This window comes from Salinicola sp. CPA57, assembly GCF_003206035.1.
GTDB classification, from domain to species: Bacteria; Pseudomonadota; Gammaproteobacteria; order Pseudomonadales; family Halomonadaceae; genus Salinicola; species Salinicola socius.
In genome coordinates this window covers 53203-76381 of sequence record NZ_PZJR01000009.1, presented here as the reverse complement: position 1 = coordinate 76381, position 23179 = coordinate 53203, and the positions used below count along the sequence as shown (strand labels likewise).

The following is a 23179-nucleotide window of genomic DNA, read 5'->3' as shown; positions in this document are numbered from 1 at the left end:
AGCCTAGAACATCCCCAGCTCAAGGCGTGCCTCTTCGCTCATCATCTCACGCCCCCAGGGCGGGTCGAAAACGATTTCGACGTGAACCTTGGAGAACTGCGAGGCCCCGAGAATCTTGCGCCGTGCATCTTCGGCGATGACATCTCCCATGCCACAACCGGGGGCCGTCAACGTCATGCGAATGGTCACCATCCGCTCGCCAGTAAGAAGCCGCTCGATGCGACACCCGTAGACCAGTCCCAGATCGACGATATTGACCGGTATCTCCGGGTCGAAACAGGTCCGCAGCTGATCCCAGATGAAGGCTTCCATCTCCGCCTCGTTCGCATCGGGATCCAGCGTCGGACGTTCTAGCGCCTTGAGTCCCAGTGCGTCGAGATCATGCCCCTCGATCAGGTAGAGACGTCCTTCGTAGCTGACGCTGATCGAGCTGCCCTTGGCCTGCATCACCACCACCGTGCTGTCTTCGGTCAGCGTGATGGTCTTGCCGAACGGGATCGAAATGACATCGACATCCCGTTGCAGCGGCATTTCCTGGCCCTTGTAGACCTCGTTGAGAGGATCCATCATTGCTCCTGACAGAATTGCCGGCCCGGACATGCCGGGAGCCGGAACCGGCTCAGCGCAGCATGCCCAGCACGCGCCGCAAGGCCTCGACGAATGCGTCGACTTCCTCCGGCGTGTTGTAGACCGCCAGCGACGCGCGACAGGTCGCTTCGACACCAAAATGATTCAGCACGGGTTGGGCACAGTGGTGTCCGGTGCGAATCGCCACGCCCAACTGATCGATCAGCAGACCGATATCCTGGGAATGTGCGCCGTCGACGACGAACGAGATCACGCCGGCCTTCTGCGGTGCCGTGCCGATGATCCTCAGCCCGTCGACCTGCTCGAGTTTCTGGGTGGCATGATCGAGTAACCACTGCTCCCAGGCCGACAGTCGCTCGATCCCGAGCGCATTGACCCAGTCCAGCGCCGCGCCCATGGCGATGACGTCCGCCACCGATGGCGTCCCGGCCTCGAAACGGTGCGGGACCGCCGCAAACTCGGTGCCACGCTCGAAGGAGACCCTCGAGATCATCTCCCCGCCGCCCTGCCACGGCGGCATGGACTCGAGAAGGGATGCCTTGCCATAGAGCGCTCCGGCACCCATCGGCCCGTAGACCTTGTGACCCGAGAAGGCATAGAAGTCGGCATCCAGCGCCTGCACGTCGACCGCCTGATGCGGCACCGCCTGGGCACCGTCGACCAGAATCCGCGCGCCACACGCATGCGCGTCACGCGCCATCTCGGCGATGGGGTTGATCGTGCCCAAGGCGTTGGAAATGTGGTTGACGCAGACCAGTTTGGTCCGCTCGCCCAGCATCCCGCGATAGGCGTCCTGATCCAGCACGCCTCGCGCATCGACGGGGATGACATTGATCGCGATACCCAACTCACGCTCGAGCAACTGCCAAGGCACGATATTGGAGTGATGCTCCATCAGCGAGACCACGACCTCATCGCCGGCCTTCAGATTGGCTCGTCCCCAGCTGTTGGCCACCAGATTGATCGCTTCGGTGGTGCCACGGGTGAACACGATCTCCTGCGGCTCGAACGCATTGAGGTGGCGTTGCACCTTGCTCCGCACACCCTCGAAGGCGGCCGTCGCTTCGTCCGCCAGCGTATGCAGCCCACGATGGATGTTGGCGTTGTAGCGGCGATAGTAGTCGCTGAGGCTATCGATGACCGCCACCGGCGTCTGGCTGGTGGCCGCATTGTCGAGATAGATCAGCGGCTGGCCATGGACTTCCCGATCGAGAATCGGAAAATCCCGTCGTACTGCCGCCAGGTCCAGCGTCAGATCGGTAATCGCGGTCATCTCAGGCCTCCTGAATCGCCTCGGCGGTTTCCACCAGATCCGCCAGATTGAAGCGCTCCGGCAAACGACCGGCGACAGCTCTTTCGACTCGCTCGGCGATGACGTTGAGACGGACCTTGTCCATTACCTCGCCGACAAACGCCAGCGTCAGCAATGCCCTGGCCATCGGCTCATCGATACCGCGACTGCGCAACGCATAGACCGCGTCTTCGTCCAGCTGGCCCGTGGTGGCGCCGTGAGAGCACTTGACGTCGTCTGCGTAGATCACAAGCTCCGGTTTGGTATCGATCTCGGCGCGATCGGACAGCAGCAGGTTGGCGTTGTTCTGATACGCCTCGATCTGCTGAGCGTCCTTCTTGACGAAGACCTTGCCGTTGAACACACCGCGAGAGCGATCATCGAGAACGCCCTTGTAGTTCTCGTTGGAGAACGTGCGCGGCGCGTTGTGATTGACCAGCGTATGGTTGTCGACGTGCTGACGCCCCTGAACGAAGAACAGCCCGTTATAGGCGGCTTCAGCGCCCTCGCCATTGAGATCCGTCACCAGATCCGTGCGCACCAGCGCACCACCGAGGTTCATGTTGTACGAGTTGAAGCGGCTATCGCGCCCCTGATCGACATGAATGCTGGCCACGTGCAGATCCGTCAGTGCGGCTTCCTGCAACTTGTAGTGATCGATGATAGCGCCGCGATCGAGCAGCACCTCGGTCACCACGTTGGTGAAGTTGGCCGCCTCGGACTCACCCGAGTAGTGCTCGATGATCGTCGCCTCGGCGCGTGCGCCCGCCTCGATCAGTATCCGCGGATGACTCATCACCGGCTGTCCGTTGGCCCGCGACAGCAGCAGCACATAGATCGGCTTGTCGACTACCGTTCCCGACGCCAGGCGCACGATGGCACCTTCGTCGGCAAAGGCCGTGTTCAAGGCGGTAAAGGGCGAGAAGTCGACGCCCGCCAGACGGCCCAGCGAGCCTCCGACCGCTTCGTGATTGGCGACTATCGCCTGGGATAACGGCTCGATGGAGACACCGGACGGCAGCCCGTCGAGCTCGGACAATGCCGGGCTGAACAGACCGTCGACCAGTACCAGCCGGTAGGCATCGATATCCAGACGCTGCTCGTCGAAGCGGGCGGAATCGAACTCGGCGTCGGTCGCCAGCGCGAAGTCACCCTCGGCTATACGGCGCACGTCGGTATATTTCCACTGCTCGTCACGGCGGGTCGGGAAGCCCATGGCCTCGAAGCGCGCCGCGCCAGCCTGTCGGCGTGCCGCTACCCAACTGGGATCCCCGCCTCGGCGCGCAGTCAGACGCTCGAGAAAGCGTTCCGGTGCACTCATGCGACAGACTCCTCCAGCACCCAGTCATAGCCCCGGTCTTCGAGTTCGAGCGCCAGGTCCTTGCCACCGCTCTTGACGATACGGCCGTCGACCAGCACATGAACGTGATCCGGCACGATATGATTGAGCAAGCGTTGGTAGTGAGTCACCAGCAGGATCGCGCGGTCGGCGTTGCGCAGCGAATTGACCCCATCGGCGACGACCTTCATGGCGTCGATATCCAGGCCGGAGTCGATCTCGTCGAGCATCGCCAGCTTCGGCTGCAGAATCAGCATCTGCAGAATCTCGTTGCGCTTTTTCTCGCCGCCGGAAAAGCCTTCGTTGACGGCACGCTGCAGGAAGCTCGGATCCATCTTCATTTCGGCGCTTTTTTCACGCACCAGCTTCATGAATTCCGGCGCCGGAATTTCCCCCTCGCCACGCGCGGCTCGCTGAGCATTGAGGGCGGCCTTGAGCAGATAGATATTCTTGACCCCGGGGATCTCGATCGGGTATTGAAAGCCCAGCAACAAGCCGGCGCGAGCACGCTCCTCGATTTCCATCTCGAGCACATCCTGGCCTTCGAACAGAATCGTGCCCTGAGTCACCTCATAACCGTCTTTCCCGGCGATCACGGCCGACAGTGTCGACTTGCCGGCGCCGTTCGGGCCCATGATGGCGTGAACCTCACCGGCATTGATGGTCAGGTTGAGACCCTTGAGGATCACCTTGTCCTCGACCGTGACGTGAAGATCTTTGACTTCGAGCATGTGTCACCCTTGAAACGAGAGAGACCGCCGACGCAGCCTCCCGGATTGGCGTGTAAATTCGACTGTGGCGGCGGATCAGCCTACCGAGCCTTCCAGCGTCACGTTGAGCAGCGCTTCCGCTTCGACCGCGAACTCCATCGGCAGCTCCTGAAAGACATCCTTGCAGAAGCCGTTGACGATCATGCTCACCGCGTCCTCTTCATCGATACCGCGGGCGCGGCAGTAGAAGAGCTGATCGTCGGCGATCTTGGAGGTGGTCGCCTCGTGCTCGACAGTGGCGGTACTGTTGCCGATTTCCTGATACGGGAACGTGTGGGCACCGCACTGATCGCCGATCAGCAACGAATCACACTGGGTATAGTTGCGCGCGCCCTTGGCGCGCGGCCCGATCTTGACGAGGCCGCGGTAAGCCTGGTCACTACGACCGGCGGCGATACCCTTGGCAACGATGGTCGAACGGGTGTTCTCGCCGATATGGATCATCTTGGTGCCGGTGTCCGCCTGCTGACGACCGTTGGTCACGGCAACGGAATAGAATTCACCGATACTCTCCTTGCCGCGCAGCATGCAGGAGGGATACTTCCAGGTGATGGCAGAGCCCGTCTCGACCTGAGTCCAGCTGATGCGGGAGCGGTCGCCACGGCAATCGCCGCGCTTGGTGACGAAGTTGTAGATCCCGCCCTTGCCGTTCTCATCCCCCGGATACCAGTTCTGCACCGTGGAATACTTGATGTAGGCATCCTCGAGCGCGACCAGCTCGACCACCGCTGCATGAAGCTGGTTCTCATCGCGCATCGGCGCGGTACAACCCTCGAGATAGGAGACCTGGGCCCGCTTGTCGCAGATGACCAGCGTACGCTCGAACTGCCCGGTATTGGCGGCGTTGATGCGGAAATAGGTCGACAGCTCCATCGGGCATTTCACGCCCTCCGGCACGTAGACGAACGAGCCATCGGTAAAGACTGCCGAGTTGAGCGCGGCAAAGTAGTTATCCGACTGCGGTACCACCGTGCCCAGATACTGACGCACCAGCTCCGGGTATTCCCGGATGGCCTCGGAGATGGAGCAGAAGATCACGCCAGCCTCGTGAAGCTTGTCCTTGAACGTCGTGGCCACCGAAACGGAATCGAACACCGCATCGACAGCAACACCGGCCAACGCAGCCCGCTCATGCAGAGGAATACCCAACTTCTCGTAGGTTTCGAGCAGTTTGGGATCGACCTCGTCCAGACTCTGCGGGCGATCTTCCGGTTTCTTCGGCGCGCTGAAGTAAGAGATCGCCTGATAGTCGATCGGCGGGTACTCCAGATGCGACCACGATGGCGGCGTCATCTTCAGCCACTGGTGATAGGCCTCCAGACGCCACTCGAGCATCCATCGCGGCTCTTCTTTCTTCTGGGAAATGAAGGCGATCGTGCTTTCGTCAAGCCCAGGCGGCACGGTCTCGCTTTCGATGTCGGTCACGAATCCCTGCTTGTATTCGCGACGGACCAACTGCTCCATCTCTTCGCTAGCCATGGTCTTCTCTCCTCTCCACCGAGAGTCTTAGGACGAAGACACGGTCCCGACGAGTGCGGGTGGCAACGAGCCGCCACCTCCCACCGTCATCGCCACGCCTTCTTAATGTTCGCGCACTGCCCCGATCGAAGAGGGCAACGTCACGCTTTGAATCGGTAACTGCACCGGCAGCTTGAGCGGGCTGGACTGGGCGAGATGCGCCAGCGTGACGCACTCGAGCAGTGTCCGCACCGCCTGCGACACCCGCTGCCAGTTGTCCGCCACACCGCAGGTATCCAGCAAGTCACACTCGCCATCGGCGTGGCTGCACTCGGTCATTCCGATCGGCCCTTCGATGGCGGCGATGATGTCGCTGGCCGTGATCTCCGCCGGAGACCGGGACAGCACATAGCCACCGTGAGAGCCCCGACGGGATTCCAGCAACCCACTCCTGGCCAGCATCTTGAGCGTCTTGCCCACCGTGGGGTGAGGAAGATTGACCTGCCCTGCCAACTCGGTCGCGGTGTGCGCCTGCTCGGGGTCCCGTGCAATCTGCGCCATGATCACGGCCGCGTAATCCGTCAATTTCGATAGCTTCAGCATGCGGTGATGCCCTCTCGATCCTGACAGCTGCCATATAGGACCATTTTAGTCCTCTTTACACACGCTGTGAACCCTAACCGTCGGCGCGAACGGCATGCCCGCCCGCGATCGTGCATCGGTCGATCAGGTCGGCGCTGAGTACACGACGGCCGGTTCTCCAAAACGACTCGACCCGCTGCCGGAAGCAGCGGGTCGAGCTCTTCGATCACGACCCCATCAGGATCAGTCGAACGGATTGCGCAGCACGATCGTCTCGTTACGGTCGGGGCCGGTGGAGATGATGTCGATGGGCGTCCCCACCTCCTCTTCCAGGAACGCAATATAGGCCCGTGCGTTGGCCGGCAGACCATCGATCGTTCGCACCCCGATGGTGGATTCGCTCCAGCCCGGCAGATCGTGATAGAGCGGTTCGATCGCCTCGTAGCCTTCGGAGTCGACGGGATTATCGATGGTCTCGCCATCCTTGCTGCGATAACCGACGCAGACCCGAATGTTCTCGAGACCGTCGAGCACATCGAGCTTGGTCAGGCAGATCCCCGATACCGAGTTGATCTGCACCGCGTGGCGCAATGCCACCGCATCGAACCAGCCACAGCGGCGCGCGCGCCCGGTCGTGGCACCGAATTCATGGCCTTTCTCTGCCAGATGCCGGCCGAACTCATCGAACAGCTCGGTGGGGAACGGGCCGGAGCCGACACGCGTGGTATAGGCCTTGGTGATACCCAGCACGTAGTCGAGATAGAGCGGGCCGACGCCAGAACCGGTGGCGGTGCCACCGGCCGTGGTATTGGAGCTGGTGACGTAGGGATAGGTACCGTGATCGATATCCAGCAACGAGCCCTGGGCACCTTCGAACAGGATGTTCTCGCCGGACTTGCGAATATCGTGGACCAGCGAAACCGTGTCGCAGACCATCGGCCGCAGCTCTTCGGCAAAATCCATCGCCTGATCCAGCACTTCCTGGAAATCGACGGCCGGTTCGCCGTGATAACGGGTCAGCACGAAGTTGTGATAGTCGAGCACTTCGCCCAGCTTGGAGGCGAATCTTTCACGGTGCAGAATATCGCCCAGACGCAGGCCGCGACGTGCGACCTTGTCTTCGTAGGCCGGCCCGATGCCCCGTCCGGTAGTCCCGATCTTGGCAATGCCACGGGCCTTTTCGCGCGCCTGATCGAGGCGAACATGGTACGGCAGGATCAGCGGACAGGCGGGCGACAGACGCAGGCGCTTGCGCACCGGCACGCCCTTGGCTTCCAGCTCCTTGATCTCCTCCATCAGCGCTTCCGGCGACAACACCACGCCGTTGCCGATCACGCAGATCTTGTCTTCACGCAACACGCCGGAAGGGATCAGGTGCAGGACCGTCTTGTGACCATCGATCACCAGTGTATGGCCGGCATTGTGCCCACCCTGGAATCGCACCACGGCACTGGCGGACTCGGTCAACAGATCGACGACCTTGCCCTTGCCCTCGTCGCCCCACTGAGTACCCAATACGACTACGTTCTTGCCCATTGCTCTCGTCTCTTGATCAACCCGTCGCGATCCGGTCATTCGTCGCGATTCGTTCGCTGTACCCATGTCGGCGCGTGACCGTCATCGGCTTAGTTCAGCGGCTCGGTACGCCACTCGCCATCCTGGAGCACCAGGTGGCGATTGCAGCGGTGTGCGCCCGGACCGGTCTGCTGGTCGGGCAAGGCCTGGATCACGCGCTCTCCCTGCGCCCGCAGGCGATTGATGGCATCGTTGAGCGCGGCATTCTCCCGATTCGGCGCCCAGATACCATTGGTTGGCGGCTCTCGCTCGGCCAGAGTCGCCAACTGCTTGAGATCCATGGAAAATCCGGTGGCCGGACGGGCACGACCGAAGGCCCGACCGGTGTCGTCGTAGCGACCACCCTTGCTCAGCGCCTGACCGTACCCCGGTACATAGGCCGCAAACACCATCCCGGTGTGGTACTGATAGCCGCGAAGTTCGGCCAGATCGAAGTAGAACGACACCTCGGGATGCTCGGCCACGACGCCACGATGCAACCGAACCAGTTGGTCGAGTGCATCCATCACCGCGTCCGGGGCACCGGCCAGCGCCAGCCGGGCATGCTCCAGAATCTCCGCCCCGCCATGCAGCCGCGGCAGCCCGCAGAGCATCCGGGCAAGCTCGGGGTCCGCGACATTGGCAGTCACCAGCTCGTCGATCACGATATAGGCCTTGCGCTCGATGGCATCGAAAAGTGCACGCTCGACGCCATCCTCCCACACGACGGCACCCATCAGTTCGCGATAGATCGCGATGTGGCTAAGCGCCAGGTGGATCTCCCTGGCCCCCGCCGCCTCGAGACTGGACAGCGCCAGCCTCAACACTTCGATATCGGCATCCAGCCCCGCGTGGCCGAACAGTTCGACGCCAACCTGCATCGGGCTTCGGCCGCCCTGATGCTTGTCCGCCTGCGCACGCAGCACCGTGGCGCAGTAGCAAAGTCGCACCGGGCCCTGGCGCTTCAGCGAATGTGCATCCATGCGCGCGACCTGCGGAGTCACGTCGGCGCTGGCGCCCATCATTCTGCCGGTCAACTGATCGGTCAGCTTGAAGGTCTGCAAATCCAGGTCGGTGCCGGTGCCGGTCAACAGCGAATCGAGAAATTCGACCGGCGGCGGCATGACCAGGTCGTAACCCCAGCGGTCGTACAGGTCGAGCAGCGTCCGACGCAACTCCTCCATCCGGGTTGCCTGCGGCGGCAGCACTTCATCCATGCCGTCGGGTAGCAACCAGCGGTCAGCGATCGTCATGAGCTTGTCCTGCCCAGCGTTGATTCGGTAATGATCGGGAGCAAAGGAAAGCTTCGCCATCCCATGTTAGTCGCAGCCGCAGAGCCGCGAGGTACAGCTGCCTTGCGCGAAGACCGGATCGTGTCAAAACGGGATTGCGCATAAACAGGCCGCACAAAAAAGCCGGGCGAAACCCGGCTGAACGATGGTATCACGAAACCCCCTCGGGGAAATCCCGTGGGGGTTCGATTTCCTAGATGTCGGTAGCATTCACCGATCCGATCCTCATGGCGCCGAAGACCCCGTCGGTGTCGGATTTTTCAGATAGCGGAAGAAGTCGCTGTCATCCGGGCTCAGCACCAGCAGATCCTTGCCCTCGCCGTTGAAGCTGTCACGGTAGGCCTGCATCGAACGATAGAACGAGAAGAAGTCCGGTGCCTGCTGATAGGCGCTGGCGTAAATTTTCGCTGCCTGCGCGTCACCTTCACCCCGTGTGGTCTCCGCTTGTTGACGACCGTTGGCCAGAATTTCCTGACGCTGACGATCGGCATCGGCACGAATCGCTTCGGCCTGCTGAGAGCCTTCGGCCCGATAGGTTCTGGCCGCCTGTTCCCGCTCCGAGTTCATGCGCTCGTAAACGGCCTGGGTCACCTCCGGGGGAAGCTCGATTCGCTTGACGCGGATATCGAGGATATGAACCCCCAGCTCGTCGCGCATCGCCTGATCGAGCTGCTGCACCGGCTCGACCATGAGCTCTTCGCGGGCGCCCTCGACGGTGTCGGCGCCCTTGTCCTTGCCGGGGAGACCCTTGGCGTTGCTCTCGGCCGCGATTCGCTCCTGAATGATGGAGGACATCTCGGTCTGGCCGAACTTGTTGCGCAATGCCTCGTCGGTCCGCGGCGCGATCAGGTTCTCGGCGACCTGGATATTGCCACGCGTTGCCTCGTAGAACTGCTGGGGATCGGCGATCTTCCACTTCACGAAGGAGTCGACGATCACCGCCTTGGAGTCCGCGGTCAAATAGCGCGTGGCGCTGGAATCGACCGTCTGCACGCGCACATCGAAGATCCGCACGGTGTTGAACACCGGCAGCTTGAAGTGCAGGCCGGGGCCGATATCGTTTTCGATCACTTCACCGAAGCGCAGCTTGATGGCGCGTTCGGTTTCATTGACGACGTAGAAACTGGCGCTGGCGAACCAGGCCAGCAGCGCCAGAATGATGACCCCGATCAGGGCGCGATTGTTAAACATTAGCGACCCTCCCGCAGGCCGGAGCTACGCGTCGGCTGCTGCGAGCCACTGTTCATGTGATCCACTACCTGCTTTGAAATCTGTTCGAGCTGCTGCATGCTCATCGAGGACGAATCGCTCTGGCTGCTCTTGCCGCCGGACTGCATCTGATTGAGCGGCAGCACGGTCACGGCGTTGCCGTCGCCAAGATCGACGAGCGCCTTGGGCGTCTTGCTCAGCACCTGGCTCATGGTCTCCAGATAGAGGCGTTCACGCGTCACATCCGGCGCCTGGCGATATTCGCCCAGCAACGAATTGAAACGATTGGTCTGGCCGGTAGCATCGGATACCGAAGCGGCCTTGTAACCGTCGGCCTCCTCGATCAGACGCCGCTGCTGACCCTTGGCCTCGAGCACGACTGCCTGACTATAGGCATTGGCCTGGTTGATCGAGCGCTGCCGCTCTTCCCGGGCCCGGATGACGTCGTCGAAGGCGTTCTGGACCTGGTCCGGTGGCGCGGTCGACTCGACGTTGACGGTCTGCAGGCGCAGGCCGGTGCCGTAGGCGTCCATGTAAGCCGTCAAGCGCTCGAAGACCCGTTGTCCCAACCGGTCACGGCCGGTAGTCAGGATCTCCTGCAGATGCATGTTGCCGACTTCCTGGCGCAATGCGGAATCCATCGCATTCTGCAACGTCATTTCCGGCTCGTTGACGTTGACCAGAAATGCATGTGAATCGCTGACCACATACTGTGCCGAGACGCTGACCCGGACGATGTTTTCGTCGCTGGTCAGCATCGAGTCGGTCTGGGTCGCGGAGCGAATGCTGGTCACGTTGACGTTATCCACACGATCGATGATCGGCGGATTCCAGTGCAGACCGGGATTCAAGGTATCGGTGTACTTTCCAAGCCGGAAGACCACGCCGCGCTCGGACTGGTCGATCAAGTGGAAACCGGATCCGGCCCAGATCACGGCCGCAACGATCAGCACCAGAGTCGGCAATATGAAGGGATTGCGCTTGCTGCCATCGGAGCCGTCACCGCCGGACCCACCGCCTGAACCGGAACGCTTGCCGCGACCGCCGAGCAGACGACTGATCTTGTCCTGAAACTTCTTCAGCGCTTCGTCGAGATCCGGTGGCCCCTGATTACCCCTGCCATTGTTGCCACCACCGTTATTGCCACCATTACCACTCGGGCGCTTTCCTCCTCCACCGCCCCAGGGGTCCTGCTGGTTGTTGCCACCACCAGGCTCATTCCAAGCCATACCTAGTCTCCAAGATGCAGTCAAAGCGTTGCGTCGGGCCAAAGCATTACGCGTGGCATCGGGAGCATGAGCCGCCGTGGCGTTGCACCGGTGTGCACAGGGCGAGGCTAGATCGGACCGAGGCCCAATCCCTGCCACCCTGCATCATTCGGGTCCGATCGTCGGACCACGAAGCTCCCCTGCGTCGTTTTCCTCACCTCAAACCTGTTCCCAATCGGCAACCGGCGTTTTTTCGGAGGTGGGCAAGTAATCGTCGGCGCGTTCGCCCAAGCGAGCCATCATCTGCATAAACTCTCGCCGGGGCAAGCGAATCTCCAGATTCGAGCGGCCATCCTCGTCGAACGTTTCTTCCTGTACGGCCTGCGATTCGTGCAGTGCCGCTCGTAGTCGACCCTGCTCGGGCGTCAGCGTCAAGCGGATATCGAGGATATCCTCGGCCAGCCATTCGCCGAGCGCTTCCCGCAGCAGTTCGAGGCCTTCGCCGTCACGCGCCGAGAGCCAGACGACCTGCGGGAATCCATGACTGTCGCGCTCGATTCGCGGCGAGGTGCCCAGCAGATCGATCTTGTTCATGACCAGCAGTCGAGGCACATCGTCGGCGTCGATCTCAGACAGCACACTATCGACCTGAGCGACATTGAGCTCGCGGTCCGGATCGGCGGCGTCGATCACGTGCACGATCAGGCTGGCTTCGGTGGCCTCCTGCAGCGTGGCCCGAAAGGCCTCGACCAGCTTGTGCGGGAGATGCCGAATGAAGCCGACCGTATCTGCCAGCACGACCTCGCCGACGTCCGGCACATCGAGGCGACGCAGCGTGGGATCGAGCGTGGCAAATAGCTGATCGGCGGCATAGACCTCCGCCGAGGTGATCGCGTTGAACAAGGTCGATTTGCCGGCGTTGGTATACCCCACCAGCGAGACGCTCGGGATTTCCGCCCTCGCCCTGGCGCGCCGGTTCTGATCGCGCTGCTTGCGGACCTTCTCCAGGCGCTTGTGAATCGACTTGATCCGCCCACGCAGCAGGCGACGGTCGGTCTCGAGCTGGGTTTCACCCGGGCCGCGCAGACCAATACCGCCCTTTTGTCGCTCGAGGTGGGTCCAGCCACGGACCAGCCGGGTGGACATGTACTCGAGCTGTGCCAGTTCGACCTGGAGCTTGCCCTCGTGGGTCCGCGCGCGCTGCGCGAAGATATCGAGAATCAACCCCGTTCGATCGAGCACGCGACACTCCAGCGCACGCTCAAGATTGCGTTGCTGAGAGGGAGACAGGGCATGATTGAAAATGACGAGTTCAGCACCGTGGACGCCGAGGGCGGTCTTGACCTCCTCGAGCTTGCCACTGCCGATGAAGGAACGAGGATCGGGACGGCGCCGACTGCCCTGAATCAGGGTAGCCGACTCCGCCCCGGCAGAGCGCACCAGCTCCAGGAGTTCACCCGGATCTTCGCGCTCCTGCTCGTCCTGAAAGTCCACATGGACCAGAATCGCCGTTTCGCCGGCGTCGGGACGTTCGAAAAACAATCACTACCTCTCGATTAGCTATCGAGTCCGGGCGCTGCGGCGGGATCCTGCGGCGGCAACCGGACGTTGCGGGACGGTACGACCGTCGAAATGGCATGCTTGTAAACCATCTGACTGACGGTGTTGCGCAGCAGGATGACGAATTGATCGAAAGATTCGATCTGTCCCTGCAACTTGATGCCGTTGACCAGAAAAATGGAAACCGGGATGCGCTCCTTGCGCAGAATGTTCAGGTACGGATCCTGAAGGGACTGTCCTTTGGACATGTTGCTCTCCCTAATGCTGTTATGAGTGATGCTGTTTTAGTTGGGCGGCGATTCGTTCTGACTCGGCATCACACCAGCGGCATCGCGTGCCGCGAGTATAGGTCTCGACGAAGCCCGCCATTTTACGCTAACTGCCGTGGTCACGCACGATTTTCGCAATCTGATCACCAGCATTTGCCGCGCAGCTGTCGACCCAGTGAAGGTCCGGCCAGCGCCTCAGCCAGGTCAGCTGGCGCTTGGCCAGCTGGCGCGTGGCGGCGATACCGCGCTCACGCAGTGCGACGTGATCATAGGCGCCTTCGAGATGCTCCCACACCTGCCGGTAACCGACGCTCTTCATCGATGGCAGGTCCGGATGAAGATCGCTCCGCTGTTTCAATGTAGCCACTTCCGACACGAATCCACCAGCGAGCATGATATCGAATCGCTGGGCGATACGCGCATGCAGAACGTGACGCTCGGCAGGCGCGAGAGCTATGGACAACAGCCGCCACGGAAAGTTTTCACGCTGCTGTCGTCGCCAGTGTTCGGAAAGCGCCACGCCGCTCAATCGATAGACTTCCAGTGCCCGAATCAGACGCTGGCGGTTACGCGGATGGATCGCCTCGGCCGCCTGGGGATCGAACCCGGCGAGCTCCGCATGCAGCGCCTCGAACCCTTCGCGCTCGCCGCGCTGGCGAAGTTTTTCGCGCAGTGCCGGATCGGCTTCCGGCATGGTGGCGACCCCGTCGATGAGACGCTTGGCGTACATCATCGTGCCACCCACCAGCAGCGGCAATTTGCCGCAGGCCGTGATCGCTTCCATTTCACGCAACGCATCGCGGCGAAATTCCGCCGCCGTGTAGGCTTCGGCCGGATCACGAATATCGATCAGCCGATGAGGTGCCCGCGCCAGCTCGTCGGGCGACGGCTTGGCCGTGCCGATGTCCATGCCGCGATAGACCATCGCCGAGTCGACGCTGATCAGCTCGGCGCCGAAACGCTGGTGCAGCGCGATCGCGTTGTCGGTCTTGCCGGAAGCGGTGGGCCCGAGCAGAAGGACCGCCAGCGGACGGTCGTCGCGGCGCGAGCCCGACGGTGACAGCGCAGAATCGTCGTCGCGCAGGCGATCATCGTTTTCGTTCACTGGCGCCCTCGTTCACTGGCCACGAAGAAACAGCTTGTCCAACTGGGCCATCGACATCTCGGTCCAGGTGGGTCGACCATGATTGCACTGCCCGCTGCGTTCGGTGCGCTCCATGTCGCGCAGCAGCGCGTTCATTTCCGGCACCGTCAGCAGTCGATTGGCTCGCACGCTGCCATGGCAGGCCATCGTACTGAGCAGCTCGTTGATACGGGTCTCCAGGCGATCGGAGCGTCCGAAACGTTCGAGATCGCCCAGCATGTCGCGAATCAGCGGTTCGATGTCCGCATCCGCCAGCAGCGCCGGCACCTGCCGTATCAGCAGCGTCTCCGGGCCGGCGGCATCGAGCACGACGCCCAAACGGGCAAAGGCATCGCGCTCGTGCTCTGCGACTTCGGCCTCGCCGGCACTGACCGCCATCGACACCGGCACCAGCAGCGGCTGCGCGTCGAGCGCTCCGGCATGAATCTGCTGCTTCATGCGTTCGTAGACAATCCGCTCATGGGCGGCATGCATGTCGACGATCACCATGCCGCGTTCGGTCTGCGCCAGAATATAGACGCCGTGCAGCTGCGCCACCGCATAGCCCAGCGGTGGCGCCTGCGTATCGTCGGTGGCCGGCAAGGTCGTCACCGCGGCAGTCGGACGCTCCTTGAGGGCCGTGTCGGCCGCTTCGCCGCCCGGCGCTTCTGCACCGTTCTCGCGCGGCGTCAGCAGCGTCGATTCATGCTCCGGGTGCAGCGCATGATAGCCGGCCATGAATTCGCGGATACGCTGGGCGGCAGGACGATTCGACCCGGACGGCCCTGTCCCTGGCGAATGCTGGCCGGCCAGCGGCATGCGCTGCTGCTGCCAATCCGGCGGCCTGTCGTTCGAGGTCGGATATGCCTGGTCATCCAGGTCTGGCCGAACCGGCGTTTCGATGTCACCGCCGATCGACTCGCCCGCCTCTGCACTCTCCGCCGCCGGCTCGTTGGGCTTCACCGACGCCAGCGCGCGGTGCAGGCTCGAGAACAGGAAATCATGAACCAGACGGCCATCGCGAAAGCGCACTTCATGCTTGGTCGGGTGCACATTGACGTCCACGACCCGCGGATCGAGCTCCAGATACAGCACGAACACCGGATGCCGACCGTGAAACATCACATCGCGATAGGCCTGACGAATGGCATGCGCGACCAGGCGATCCCTGACGATGCGGCCATTGACGAAGAAATACTGCTGATCGGCCTGAGCCCGCGAATAGGTCGGCTGCCCGACCCACCCCCACAGCCGGAGCCCGGTGACCTCCAGCTCGACGTGCAAAGCCTCGTTCAGGAAACGCTTGCCCAGCATCTCGCTGATTCGCCGCTCCCGGCCGGCCTGATCCGAGGCCACGCCGGGCAGCTGATGCACGACCTTCTGGTTGTGACGCAGCACCCAGGTAATATCGAAACGGGATAGCGCCAGACGCCGAAAGGCCTCCTCGACGTGACCGAACTCGGTCTTCTCGGTACGCAGGAACTTGCGCCGCGCCGGCGTGTTGAAGAACAGATCACGCACCAGCACCGAGGTCCCGCGCGGATGCGGCGCAGGCGTCACCCGCGGCTCCATCTGGCGGCCCTCGGCGACCACTCGCCAGCCACCGGAAGGATCGTCGGCGGCGTTGGAGATCAATTCGAGGCGCGAGACAGAGCTGATCGATGCCAGCGCCTCGCCCCGAAATCCCAGACTGGAAACGTCCTCGAGATCGTCGAGGGAGGCGATCTTGCTGGTGGCGTGGCGGGATAGCGCCAGCGGCAGGTCACCCTCGCCGATGCCGATCCCGTCGTCGCGCACCCGAATCAACCGCGAGCCACCCGCCTCGAGTTCGACCTCGATACGCTGGCTGCCGGCGTCGATGGCGTTCTCGACGATCTCCTTGACCACCGAGGCCGGACGCTCGACCACCTCTCCGGCAGCTATCTGGTTGGCCAGTCGGGGATCGAGAATGCGGATGCGAGACGATTCAGTCATCGGTGAACTCCCGTTCGTTGCCCGGCTTCATGGGATCGTCAGCACCTGGCCAACCCGCAGGATATCGCTATCCAGCCCATTGGCCTGTTTCAGCACCTTCATGCTGATGCCATGGCTGGACGCCACCTGGGACAACGTATCCCCGCCCTGCACCCGATACTCGTTGCTGGCGCTGCCGCGACCCTGATCACGTTGCCAGGCCAGCAGACTCGAGGGGGGCGGATGCTGGCGGAAATGCGCCACGATCCCTTCGTAGATCGCCTGGGCGAGCTCGGCCTGGTGTGCCGGCGACTTGAGCTGGGCCTCCTCGCGGGGGTTGGAGATAAAGCCGGTCTCGACCAGCAGTGACGGAATATCGGGTGATTTCAGCACCACGAAGCCGGCCTGCTCGACGCTGGACTTGTGCAGCTTGTTGATCCGTCCGAGCTGGTCGAGCACCTGACCGCCGGTGGCCAGCGAATCGTTCATCGTCGCCGTCATCGTCAGATCGAGCAGCACGCCGCGAAGCACCTCATCCTTGTCGTCGAGGCTCAAATTGCCGTCGACCCCGCCGATCAGGTCGGACTGGTTCTCGCTCGCCGCCAGCCAGCGCGCGGTTTCCGAGGTCGCGCCACCCTGGGACAAGGCGTAGACCGAACTGCCGTAAGGCTGGGCGCTGCGTACCGCATCGGCGTGGACCGAGACGAAGAAGTCCGCCTTCTGCTGTCGGGCGATCAGCGTGCGCTGGCGCAGGCCGATATAGTAGTCGCCGTCGCGGGTCAGGAAGGCCTTGAACCCCGGCGTCTGATCGAAGCGCTGCTTCACCTTGCGCGCGATCTGGAGCACCACATCCTTCTCGTGCGTACCGTCGGGGCCCGAGGCGCCGGGGTCTTCGCCACCGTGTCCCGGATCGACGGCGACGATGATGTCGCGCCTGGGATGCGGCTGCGCCTCGACCGCGGAGGCGACCGCCTCGGCCTCCCGCGGGTTGCCTTCGGCAACGGCTTCGGTCTGTGCGCGTTGCGCGGCGATCTCCTGGTCGCGAATCATCGCTTCGATAGGATCGATGGGGTCCTTGACCGCACTAGCCCCGGGATAGTCGAGATCGACCACCAGACGATCGCTGTACTGATCGTTGGGCGGCAGCGTGAAACTCTTGGGCGCGACGGCGCGGCTGACGTCGAGCACGACCCGCAAGCCGCCACTCTCGCGAACCCCGGTCCGCACCTTGGAAATGGCGCTGTCATCCAGATCGAGCTTGCCGATATCGAAATCCAGATCGGTGCTATCAAGGTCGATCACGACGCGGTCGGGGTTATCGAGCGTGAAGACGTTGGCGTTGACCGGCCCCGACATGTCGAACACCAGCCTGACGTGATCCGGCGCCGACCACAGCCGCATGTTGTCCACCTCGACGGCCTGAGCCTGCGCGCTGACGCCAAGGCAACAGGCTGCGATCAGCCCCGCCATTCGGCGCTGACCACTGCATCGGTGCATGCGCAGCCAGGTGCGCGCCATCAGGCTCAACAGCAGAGACGTGGCATGACGCAGGGTGACAACGGGCTTCGCTAACGACTCACGACCGGGCTGGGTGGTGTCATGGCGCGTCTCTTGTACATCTATCGGCATTCATCTTCCTTGTGACTCACTGAATCTCGCAATCCAGCCGGCAGTTGAGCCAGCACGGTGTTTCCCTGTTCGCTGTGAGCGATGCCCGTGGCGACGCGCCCCGAGGCGCAGACCGCGAGATGAATCTCGAGATCCGGCCTGGGTAGCCACCCTGCACCACGGCTCGGCCACTCGATCAGACAGAGTGCGTCGTCGCCCAGCATGTCGCGGGCACCGAGGAACTCCAGCTCTTCGGGATCACCCAGACGATAGAGATCGAAATGAAATATCCGGGCCGACGCGGTCTCATAGGGCTCGACCAATGTGTAGGTCGGACTCTTGACCGCGCCGACATGGCCGTAGGCCCGAAGAATGCCCCGCGCCAGCGTGGTCTTGCCGGCACCGAGGTCGCCGATCAGGTGGATCTGACCGCGACCGGCCAGCGCCCGGCCCAGAGATTCCCCGAAAGCTACCTGGGCGGCTTCGTCGTTAAGCGTGATCGGCATGAGTCGAGACAGATTGAGGGTTGGCCAGAGTTCGCGCATAGGATGCCAGATCGGTCGCCAGCAAACCACGCTCGCCGGCATCCAGCGCCGCCGCATCGGCCGCCAGTGCGTGAAGCAACACTCCGATTCTCGCCGCCTCGCCGAGCGATCCGAGCTGGCCGACGAGCCCTGAGATGATGCCGGTCAGTGCATCGCCCATGCCACCGCTGCCCATACCGGGATTGCCGAACGGGCAAAGCGTGAGCCGTTCGCCGTCGTAGACCAGCGTCCCCGCGCCCTTGAGCACAATGGTGCCGCCCCAGCGCCGCTGCAGGGCAATGACGGCATGGCGTCGATCCCGCTGCACCTCACCGGTGGAGAGCCCCAGCAGTCGTCCGGCTTCGCCGGGGTGCGGTGTCAGAATCCAGTCGTCGCGGCGAGACTGGCCGTCATCCCCCGCCAGCAGATTGAGCGCGTCGGCATCCAGCACGCAGGATTTCCCGGCCGCGAGAACACTCTGCAGCGCCGCCTGGCCCCAGGCCCCGGTACCGATCCCGGGGCCGACGGCCAGGACATCGGCGGTTTCTACCATCGCCTCGATATCCGGCGCGCCGCGAACGCCCCGTGCCATGATTTCGGGAAACCGGGTCAGGCTGGCCGATACATGCGCGACATCGGTGGCAAGACTGACCTTGCCGGCCCCGACGCGCGCCACCATCTCGCTGGTCATCAGTGCCGCGCCGCCCATGCCCGGCGCACCGGCCACCACCAGCACGTGGCCATGACTGCCCTTGTGGCTGTTGGGCGCTCGCGGCGGCAGTGCTATCGCCAGGTCTTGGCGTGTCTGGCGCCAGGCCACCGGCACGATGTCGGCATGACGCCGCGGATCCACGCCTAGCGTGGCATGGATGATCTCCCCGACCGCGTCGAGCGCCGCACCGGTATGCAGCCCGAACTTGTCACCGATGAACGTGATCGTCAGCGTCGCCCGGACTGCCGCAGCCTCGACGTGGCCGGTGTCGACATCGACGCCGGACGGCACGTCGATGGCCACCACCGGACGACCGCTGGCATTGACCTCGGCGATGGCCGCGGCATAGGGCGGGCGCGGGGCTCCCCGGGCACCGGTGCCGAGCATCGCATCGATGATCAGCTCTCCGTCCAGGGTCAACTCGTCCGCCCAATCGATCGGTTCGACGCCCGCTTCTGCTGCCAGCGCTGCCGCTTTCCGCGCGCTGCCCTCGAGCTCGGCCGCCGGTTTTAGCGCGACCAGTTCGACCACCAGGCCATCGGCCGCGGCCAGCGCCGCGATGACGTAACCATCGCCACCATTGTTGCCGCCGCCGCAGAGTACGCAGAGTCGACGTACCTGCGGCCATCGGGCGCGCAAGGTGTCGTAGGCGGATTCACCGGCACGCCGCATCAACGCGAAGCTGTCGCCCTCGGCCTCGATGGTTCGGCGATCCAGTTCGCGCACCTGATCGGCGAGATAAAGCGGGCGCTGAGAGAAAGAGGCGGACATCGTGACTCCTGTCGTCTTCCGAAAATGGGAGGTGACCCCGGAGGCCATGGGTAAACGCAATCCGTGATGAACGGCGCTGCCGAACGCCAGCACGGGTGTAACGGTGACGTTCGGCTGACGTCAAGCTGAATAGTGGTGTAGGGTAGCGCACCCCTATCCCTGTTAGCGTTTCGGCGGTATGTCACAGCCATCCAGCATCGATCTCAATGCGCTCGCCTCACGCATCAAGCAGTGGGGACGAGAACTCGGCTTCCAGGCGATCGGTATCACCGATACCGATCTGTCGAGCCATGAGCGCTATCTGCAACGCTGGCTGGAAGCCGGGCACCATGGCGAGATGCACTACATGGCCAAGCACGGCAGCAAACGCACGCGGCCACAGGAACTCGTGCCCGGAACGCTACGGGTGATCAGCGCGCGCATGGACTATCTACCGCCCGAGGTCGAGACCACCAGAATACTCGGACAACCCGAAAAGGCGTACGTTTCACGCTACGCGCTGGGCCGCGACTATCACAAGCTGATCCGCAAGCGGCTCGATCAGCTGGCCCGCCAGATCGAGGATGAAGTCGGCCAGATCGGCTATCGTGCCTTTGTCGACTCGGCACCGGTGATGGAGCGAGCGCTGGCCCAGAAAGCGGGGCTTGGCTGGTTCGGCAAGAACGCCATGCTGCTCAATCCTCAGGCCGGCTCGCTGTTCTTCCTCGGCGAACTCTATACGGATCTCCCGCTGCCGGTGGATCCGCCCTTCGAGCGCGAGCACTGCGGTTCCTGCTCGAGCTGCCAGACCGCCTGCCCCACCAATGCCATCATCGACGACAAGGTGATCGATGCCAGGCGCTGCATCTCGTATCTGACCATCGAGCTTCACGGCAGCATCCCCACCGAGTTTCGCCGGGCCATGGGCAACCGGGTCTACGGTTGCGACGACTGCCAGCTATTCTGTCCTTTCACCCGCTTCACCCGCGCCAGCACCGAGCCGGATTTCGCCCCGCGTCATGATCTGGACCGTGCCGAGCTGATCGACCTGTTCGCCTGGAGCGAGACCGAATTTCTCAAGCGCACCGAAGGCAGTCCGATCCGGCGCATCGGTTACGAGCGCTGGTTGCGCAACCTCGCTATCGGGCTCGGCAACGCGCCCTGGAGCGAACGCGTCGAGAGCGCTCTGCGCGCACGCCTCGCCTACCCCTCGGACCTGGTTCGCGAACACGTACGCTGGGCACTGGAAGAGCAACGCACCAGGCGCGAAGCGCGTATCGCCAGCACCTAATTCTGGCGAAAGCGATTCGTACCCGACATGCCGATCCTGTCTTTGGGAAGACAGCTTCAGGTAGAGAGCTTCAGGAACGTCTCGCGATAATGCTTGAGCTCCGCCAGCGATTCTCGAATGTCATCCAGCGCCTGGTGGGTATTGCGCTTGGTGAAGCCGCTTGCCGCCGCCGGATTCCAGCGCTTGGCCAGCTCCTTCAGCGTCGAGACATCCAGGTTGCGATAGTGGAAGAAGTTGTTGAGCGTCGGCATTTCCCGCTCCATGAAACGCCGATCCTGATGCACGCTGTTGCCACAGACCGGTGACGTGCCTGGCGTGACGTAGGTCCCGAGAAACTCGAGTGTGCGCCGCTCCGCTTCCGAGGTGTCGATGGTGCTCTCGCGGACGCGTCGAATCAGGCCGGACTCGCCATGGGTCTTCCGGTTCCACTCGTCCATGCCATCGAGCAGCGCATCCGGCTGATGGACGGCCAGCACCGGCCCTTCGGCGATCAGGTTCAGATCGCCGTCGGTGATCAGCGTCGCCACTTCGATGATGCGTTCCCGATCAGGGTCGAGACCGGTCATTTCCAGATCGATCCAGATCAGAAGATCACTGCGGGCGCCGGAGGCGGATGGGTCGGACATGAACAACTCCAGAGTCGGTGTCGGCTGGCCACGGGGACGCGGGCGGACACGGCAAGTCGGTAAAGGCTACAATGCCCGCCATTCTACCCCCAGGGCATGACGGGTAGGCAAACCCCGATATGAGTCACCGCCAACCATGAGCCGCCGTAAACTGACCCGACAGCAACGCTGGCGCGTCGAGAAGATTCAGGCCGAACGCACCGAAAGAGCGTCGAAGAAGGACGAGCGCGACAGCGAACGTCTCGATGCCGGTGAATACGGCACCGAGCGCCCGGGCCGGGTCGCTGCCCACTTCGGCCGTTCGCTGGAGGTCGAATCCGTCGAGGGCGACCAGATTCGACTGCACCGCTGCCATCTGCGTGCCAACCTCGAAGGCCTGGTAACCGGCGATCAGGTGATCTGGCGCCAAGCCAACGATGACAGCGGCGTGGTGGTCGCCCGCGGCGAGCGTCACAGCGTGCTCGAGCGTCCTGATGTCCACGGTCAACTGCGCCCGGTCGCCGCCAATATCGATCAGATCCTGATCGTGGTGGCGGTCGAGCCGGAACCGCATCCCAACCTGATCGACCGCTACCTGGTCGCCGCCGAAAGCACCGGGATTCCCCCCGTGCTGGTGCTCAACAAGAGCGACCTGCTGCCGGAAGAAGGCGGGGAATTGCGCGCGATGCTGACCCGCTACGGCGAGCTGGGGTATCCGCTGATCGAAGCCTCGGCGCGTGGCGAGCAGGGGCTGGAAACGCTATGGACGCAACTGGCGGGGCGAACCTCCGTCTTCGTTGGCCAGAGCGGGGTCGGCAAATCCTCGTTGATCGACCGGCTGCTGCCCGACGAGACCTTGCGGATCGGCGCGTTGTCCACCGATACCCGCAAGGGCAAGCACACCACCACCACCGCCCGTCTCTATCCGCTGCCGTTGGAAACGGCGGTCGACGGAGAGCGACGCGGCGATCTGATCGACTCGCCCGGCATCCGGGAATTCGGCCTTTGGCATCTCGACGAGCGCGAGCTCGCCGAAGGTTTCATCGAGTTCCGCCCCTATCTCGGCCGCTGCCGCTTCCGCGACTGCCGCCATCGCCAGGAGCCCGGCTGCGCCCTGCTCGACGCCGTCGAGCGCGGCGAGATCCATTCCCAGCGTTTCGCCAGCTTCCAGCGCATCAGAGACGACATCGCCGCGTCCTGAGAGTCACCAAGGTTTATCGAAGCCGCCGCCCCAGGCGCCTTTCGAGACGACGCTGAACGGCTCCCGTTGCGCCGGGTCTTGTGGCATGGATGCCACAAAAAGCGCGCCTGGACAGGGATGTCCTTGTGCGCCGACCCAGGCGCAAGCGGAAAGTCGTTCAGGGTTTCGTCGTCTTGTGGCGCAAAAAGAGGGGGAGCGACGAGGGGGCGAGCGTTAAGCCCCCTCGTCACGGTGAGCCATAGGCTGGATTGGACTCGGCAGTCGTAGTTCCACTGCAATCTCTCGTCATCCA

20 protein-coding genes are annotated in these 23179 nt (G+C 63.0%); 2 read left to right on the top strand and 18 right to left on the bottom strand.

What is annotated here, in order from left to right:
• Positions 1–3: 3 nt before the first annotated feature.
• The 17 genes from sufT to DOM36_RS10175 all read right to left on the bottom strand — a co-directional run bounded on the left by sufT (position 4) and on the right by DOM36_RS10175 (position 19811).
• Positions 4–567 (bottom strand): putative Fe-S cluster assembly protein SufT, encoded by a 564-nt coding sequence (gene sufT, locus DOM36_RS10255; RefSeq protein ID WP_075569953.1) that lies wholly within the window; start codon positions 565–567, stop codon positions 4–6.
• Positions 568–619: 52 nt separating this feature from the next.
• Positions 620–1861, bottom strand: a complete 1242-nt coding sequence (locus tag DOM36_RS10250) for a cysteine desulfurase (RefSeq protein ID WP_110643042.1) — start codon at positions 1859–1861, stop codon at positions 620–622.
• 1 nt (position 1862) lies between these two features.
• The gene (gene sufD / locus DOM36_RS10245; protein ID WP_075569955.1) at positions 1863–3200 is read right to left on the bottom strand and encodes a Fe-S cluster assembly protein SufD; all 1338 of its coding nucleotides are present in this window, start codon (positions 3198–3200) and stop codon (positions 1863–1865) included.
• On the bottom strand, positions 3197–3949 hold the full coding sequence (sufC, locus tag DOM36_RS10240) for a Fe-S cluster assembly ATPase SufC (RefSeq protein ID WP_110643041.1): 753 nt from the start codon (positions 3947–3949) through the stop codon (positions 3197–3199). Before sufC ends, sufD begins: the two co-directional genes overlap by 4 nt.
• Before the next feature lie 75 nt (positions 3950–4024).
• Positions 4025–5467, bottom strand: a complete 1443-nt coding sequence (sufB, locus tag DOM36_RS10235; RefSeq protein ID WP_110643040.1) for a Fe-S cluster assembly protein SufB — start codon at positions 5465–5467, stop codon at positions 4025–4027.
• A 102-nt stretch (positions 5468–5569) separates the two neighbouring features.
• Complete coding sequence (locus tag DOM36_RS10230) at positions 5570–6049, bottom strand: SUF system Fe-S cluster assembly regulator (RefSeq protein WP_075569958.1); 480 nt, start codon at positions 6047–6049, stop codon at positions 5570–5572.
• Between the two features lie 222 nt (positions 6050–6271).
• Positions 6272–7564, bottom strand: a complete 1293-nt coding sequence (locus DOM36_RS10225; RefSeq protein ID WP_075569959.1) for an adenylosuccinate synthase — start codon at positions 7562–7564, stop codon at positions 6272–6274.
• Between the two features lie 89 nt (positions 7565–7653).
• Positions 7654–8835, bottom strand: coding sequence for an ATP phosphoribosyltransferase regulatory subunit (locus DOM36_RS10220; RefSeq protein WP_110643039.1), 1182 nt, complete (start codon positions 8833–8835; stop codon positions 7654–7656).
• A 264-nt stretch (positions 8836–9099) separates the two neighbouring features.
• Entirely contained in the window at positions 9100–10065 is a 966-nt protein-coding gene (gene hflC / locus DOM36_RS10215) for a protease modulator HflC (RefSeq protein WP_110643038.1), read from the bottom strand.
• Positions 10065–11312: an FtsH protease activity modulator HflK gene (gene hflK, locus DOM36_RS10210; RefSeq protein WP_110643037.1), complete on the bottom strand. Its 1248-nt coding sequence runs from the start codon at positions 11310–11312 to the stop codon at positions 10065–10067. The genes hflC and hflK overlap by 1 nt, the downstream gene beginning before the upstream one ends.
• A 198-nt stretch (positions 11313–11510) precedes the next feature.
• Positions 11511–12833 carry a ribosome rescue GTPase HflX gene (gene hflX, locus DOM36_RS10205; protein ID WP_075569963.1) on the bottom strand — a complete coding sequence of 441 codons (1323 nt, stop codon included), beginning with the start codon at positions 12831–12833 and terminating at the stop codon, positions 11511–11513.
• A gap of 14 nt (positions 12834–12847) precedes the next feature.
• On the bottom strand, positions 12848–13099 hold the full coding sequence (hfq, locus tag DOM36_RS10200; RefSeq protein WP_075562615.1) for an RNA chaperone Hfq: 252 nt from the start codon (positions 13097–13099) through the stop codon (positions 12848–12850).
• 127 nt (positions 13100–13226) lie between these two features.
• The gene (miaA, locus tag DOM36_RS10195) at positions 13227–14183 is read right to left on the bottom strand and encodes a tRNA (adenosine(37)-N6)-dimethylallyltransferase MiaA (RefSeq protein ID WP_075570019.1); all 957 of its coding nucleotides are present in this window, start codon (positions 14181–14183) and stop codon (positions 13227–13229) included.
• A 54-nt stretch (positions 14184–14237) separates the two neighbouring features.
• Positions 14238–16217: a DNA mismatch repair endonuclease MutL gene (mutL, locus tag DOM36_RS10190; RefSeq protein WP_110643036.1), complete on the bottom strand. Its 1980-nt coding sequence runs from the start codon at positions 16215–16217 to the stop codon at positions 14238–14240.
• A 27-nt stretch (positions 16218–16244) separates the two neighbouring features.
• Positions 16245–17666, bottom strand: coding sequence for an N-acetylmuramoyl-L-alanine amidase (locus tag DOM36_RS10185; protein WP_232823804.1), 1422 nt, complete (start codon positions 17664–17666; stop codon positions 16245–16247).
• A 149-nt stretch (positions 17667–17815) separates the two neighbouring features.
• Positions 17816–18310: a tRNA (adenosine(37)-N6)-threonylcarbamoyltransferase complex ATPase subunit type 1 TsaE gene (tsaE, locus tag DOM36_RS10180; protein WP_075569965.1), complete on the bottom strand. Its 495-nt coding sequence runs from the start codon at positions 18308–18310 to the stop codon at positions 17816–17818.
• Positions 18294–19811, bottom strand: coding sequence for an NAD(P)H-hydrate dehydratase (locus DOM36_RS10175; protein ID WP_110643035.1), 1518 nt, complete (start codon positions 19809–19811; stop codon positions 18294–18296). The genes tsaE and DOM36_RS10175 overlap by 17 nt, the downstream gene beginning before the upstream one ends.
• Before the next feature lie 178 nt (positions 19812–19989).
• Between DOM36_RS10175 and queG the strand changes: the two genes are divergently transcribed.
• Positions 19990–21081, top strand: a complete 1092-nt coding sequence (queG, locus tag DOM36_RS10170) for a tRNA epoxyqueuosine(34) reductase QueG (protein ID WP_075569967.1) — start codon at positions 19990–19992, stop codon at positions 21079–21081.
• A 56-nt stretch (positions 21082–21137) separates the two neighbouring features.
• Here queG and orn read toward each other — a convergent pair whose 3' ends face one another.
• Positions 21138–21707 carry an oligoribonuclease gene (gene orn / locus DOM36_RS10165; RefSeq protein ID WP_075569968.1) on the bottom strand — a complete coding sequence of 190 codons (570 nt, stop codon included), beginning with the start codon at positions 21705–21707 and terminating at the stop codon, positions 21138–21140.
• A 136-nt stretch (positions 21708–21843) separates the two neighbouring features.
• Here orn and rsgA point away from each other — a divergent pair, with 136 nt between their 5' ends.
• On the top strand, positions 21844–22887 hold the full coding sequence (gene rsgA, locus DOM36_RS10160) for a small ribosomal subunit biogenesis GTPase RsgA (RefSeq protein ID WP_110643034.1): 1044 nt from the start codon (positions 21844–21846) through the stop codon (positions 22885–22887).
• Positions 22888–23179: the final 292 nt, after the last annotated feature.

What these genes read in the sequence shown, in the direction of transcription:
- sufT (WP_075569953.1), bottom strand. Translation starts at nt 567, where the DNA reads ATGGATCCTCTCAACGAGGTCTACAAGGGCCAGGAAATGCCGCTGCAA.
- DOM36_RS10250 (WP_110643042.1), bottom strand. Translation starts at nt 1,861, where the DNA reads ATGACCGCGATTACCGATCTGACGCTGGACCTGGCGGCAGTACGACGG.
- sufD (WP_075569955.1), bottom strand. Translation starts at nt 3,200, where the DNA reads ATGAGTGCACCGGAACGCTTTCTCGAGCGTCTGACTGCGCGCCGAGGC.
- sufC (WP_110643041.1), bottom strand. Translation starts at nt 3,949, where the DNA reads ATGCTCGAAGTCAAAGATCTTCACGTCACGGTCGAGGACAAGGTGATC.
- sufB (WP_110643040.1), bottom strand. Translation starts at nt 5,467, where the DNA reads ATGGCTAGCGAAGAGATGGAGCAGTTGGTCCGTCGCGAATACAAGCAG.
- DOM36_RS10230 (WP_075569958.1), bottom strand. Translation starts at nt 6,049, where the DNA reads ATGCTGAAGCTATCGAAATTGACGGATTACGCGGCCGTGATCATGGCG.
- DOM36_RS10225 (WP_075569959.1), bottom strand. Translation starts at nt 7,564, where the DNA reads ATGGGCAAGAACGTAGTCGTATTGGGTACTCAGTGGGGCGACGAGGGC.
- DOM36_RS10220 (WP_110643039.1), bottom strand. Translation starts at nt 8,835, where the DNA reads ATGACGATCGCTGACCGCTGGTTGCTACCCGACGGCATGGATGAAGTG.
- hflC (WP_110643038.1), bottom strand. Translation starts at nt 10,065, where the DNA reads ATGTTTAACAATCGCGCCCTGATCGGGGTCATCATTCTGGCGCTGCTG.
- hflK (WP_110643037.1), bottom strand. Translation starts at nt 11,312, where the DNA reads ATGGCTTGGAATGAGCCTGGTGGTGGCAACAACCAGCAGGACCCCTGG.
- hfq (WP_075562615.1), bottom strand. Translation starts at nt 13,099, where the DNA reads ATGTCCAAAGGACAGTCCCTTCAGGATCCGTACCTGAACATTCTGCGC.
- mutL (WP_110643036.1), bottom strand. Translation starts at nt 16,217, where the DNA reads ATGACTGAATCGTCTCGCATCCGCATTCTCGATCCCCGACTGGCCAAC.
- DOM36_RS10185 (WP_232823804.1), bottom strand. Translation starts at nt 17,666, where the DNA reads ATGGCGGGGCTGATCGCAGCCTGTTGCCTTGGCGTCAGCGCGCAGGCT.
- tsaE (WP_075569965.1), bottom strand. Translation starts at nt 18,310, where the DNA reads ATGCCGATCACGCTTAACGACGAAGCCGCCCAGGTAGCTTTCGGGGAA.
- DOM36_RS10175 (WP_110643035.1), bottom strand. Translation starts at nt 19,811, where the DNA reads ATGTCCGCCTCTTTCTCTCAGCGCCCGCTTTATCTCGCCGATCAGGTG.
- queG (WP_075569967.1), top strand. Translation starts at nt 19,990, where the DNA reads ATGTCACAGCCATCCAGCATCGATCTCAATGCGCTCGCCTCACGCATC.
- orn (WP_075569968.1), bottom strand. Translation starts at nt 21,707, where the DNA reads ATGTCCGACCCATCCGCCTCCGGCGCCCGCAGTGATCTTCTGATCTGG.
- rsgA (WP_110643034.1), top strand. Translation starts at nt 21,844, where the DNA reads ATGAGCCGCCGTAAACTGACCCGACAGCAACGCTGGCGCGTCGAGAAG.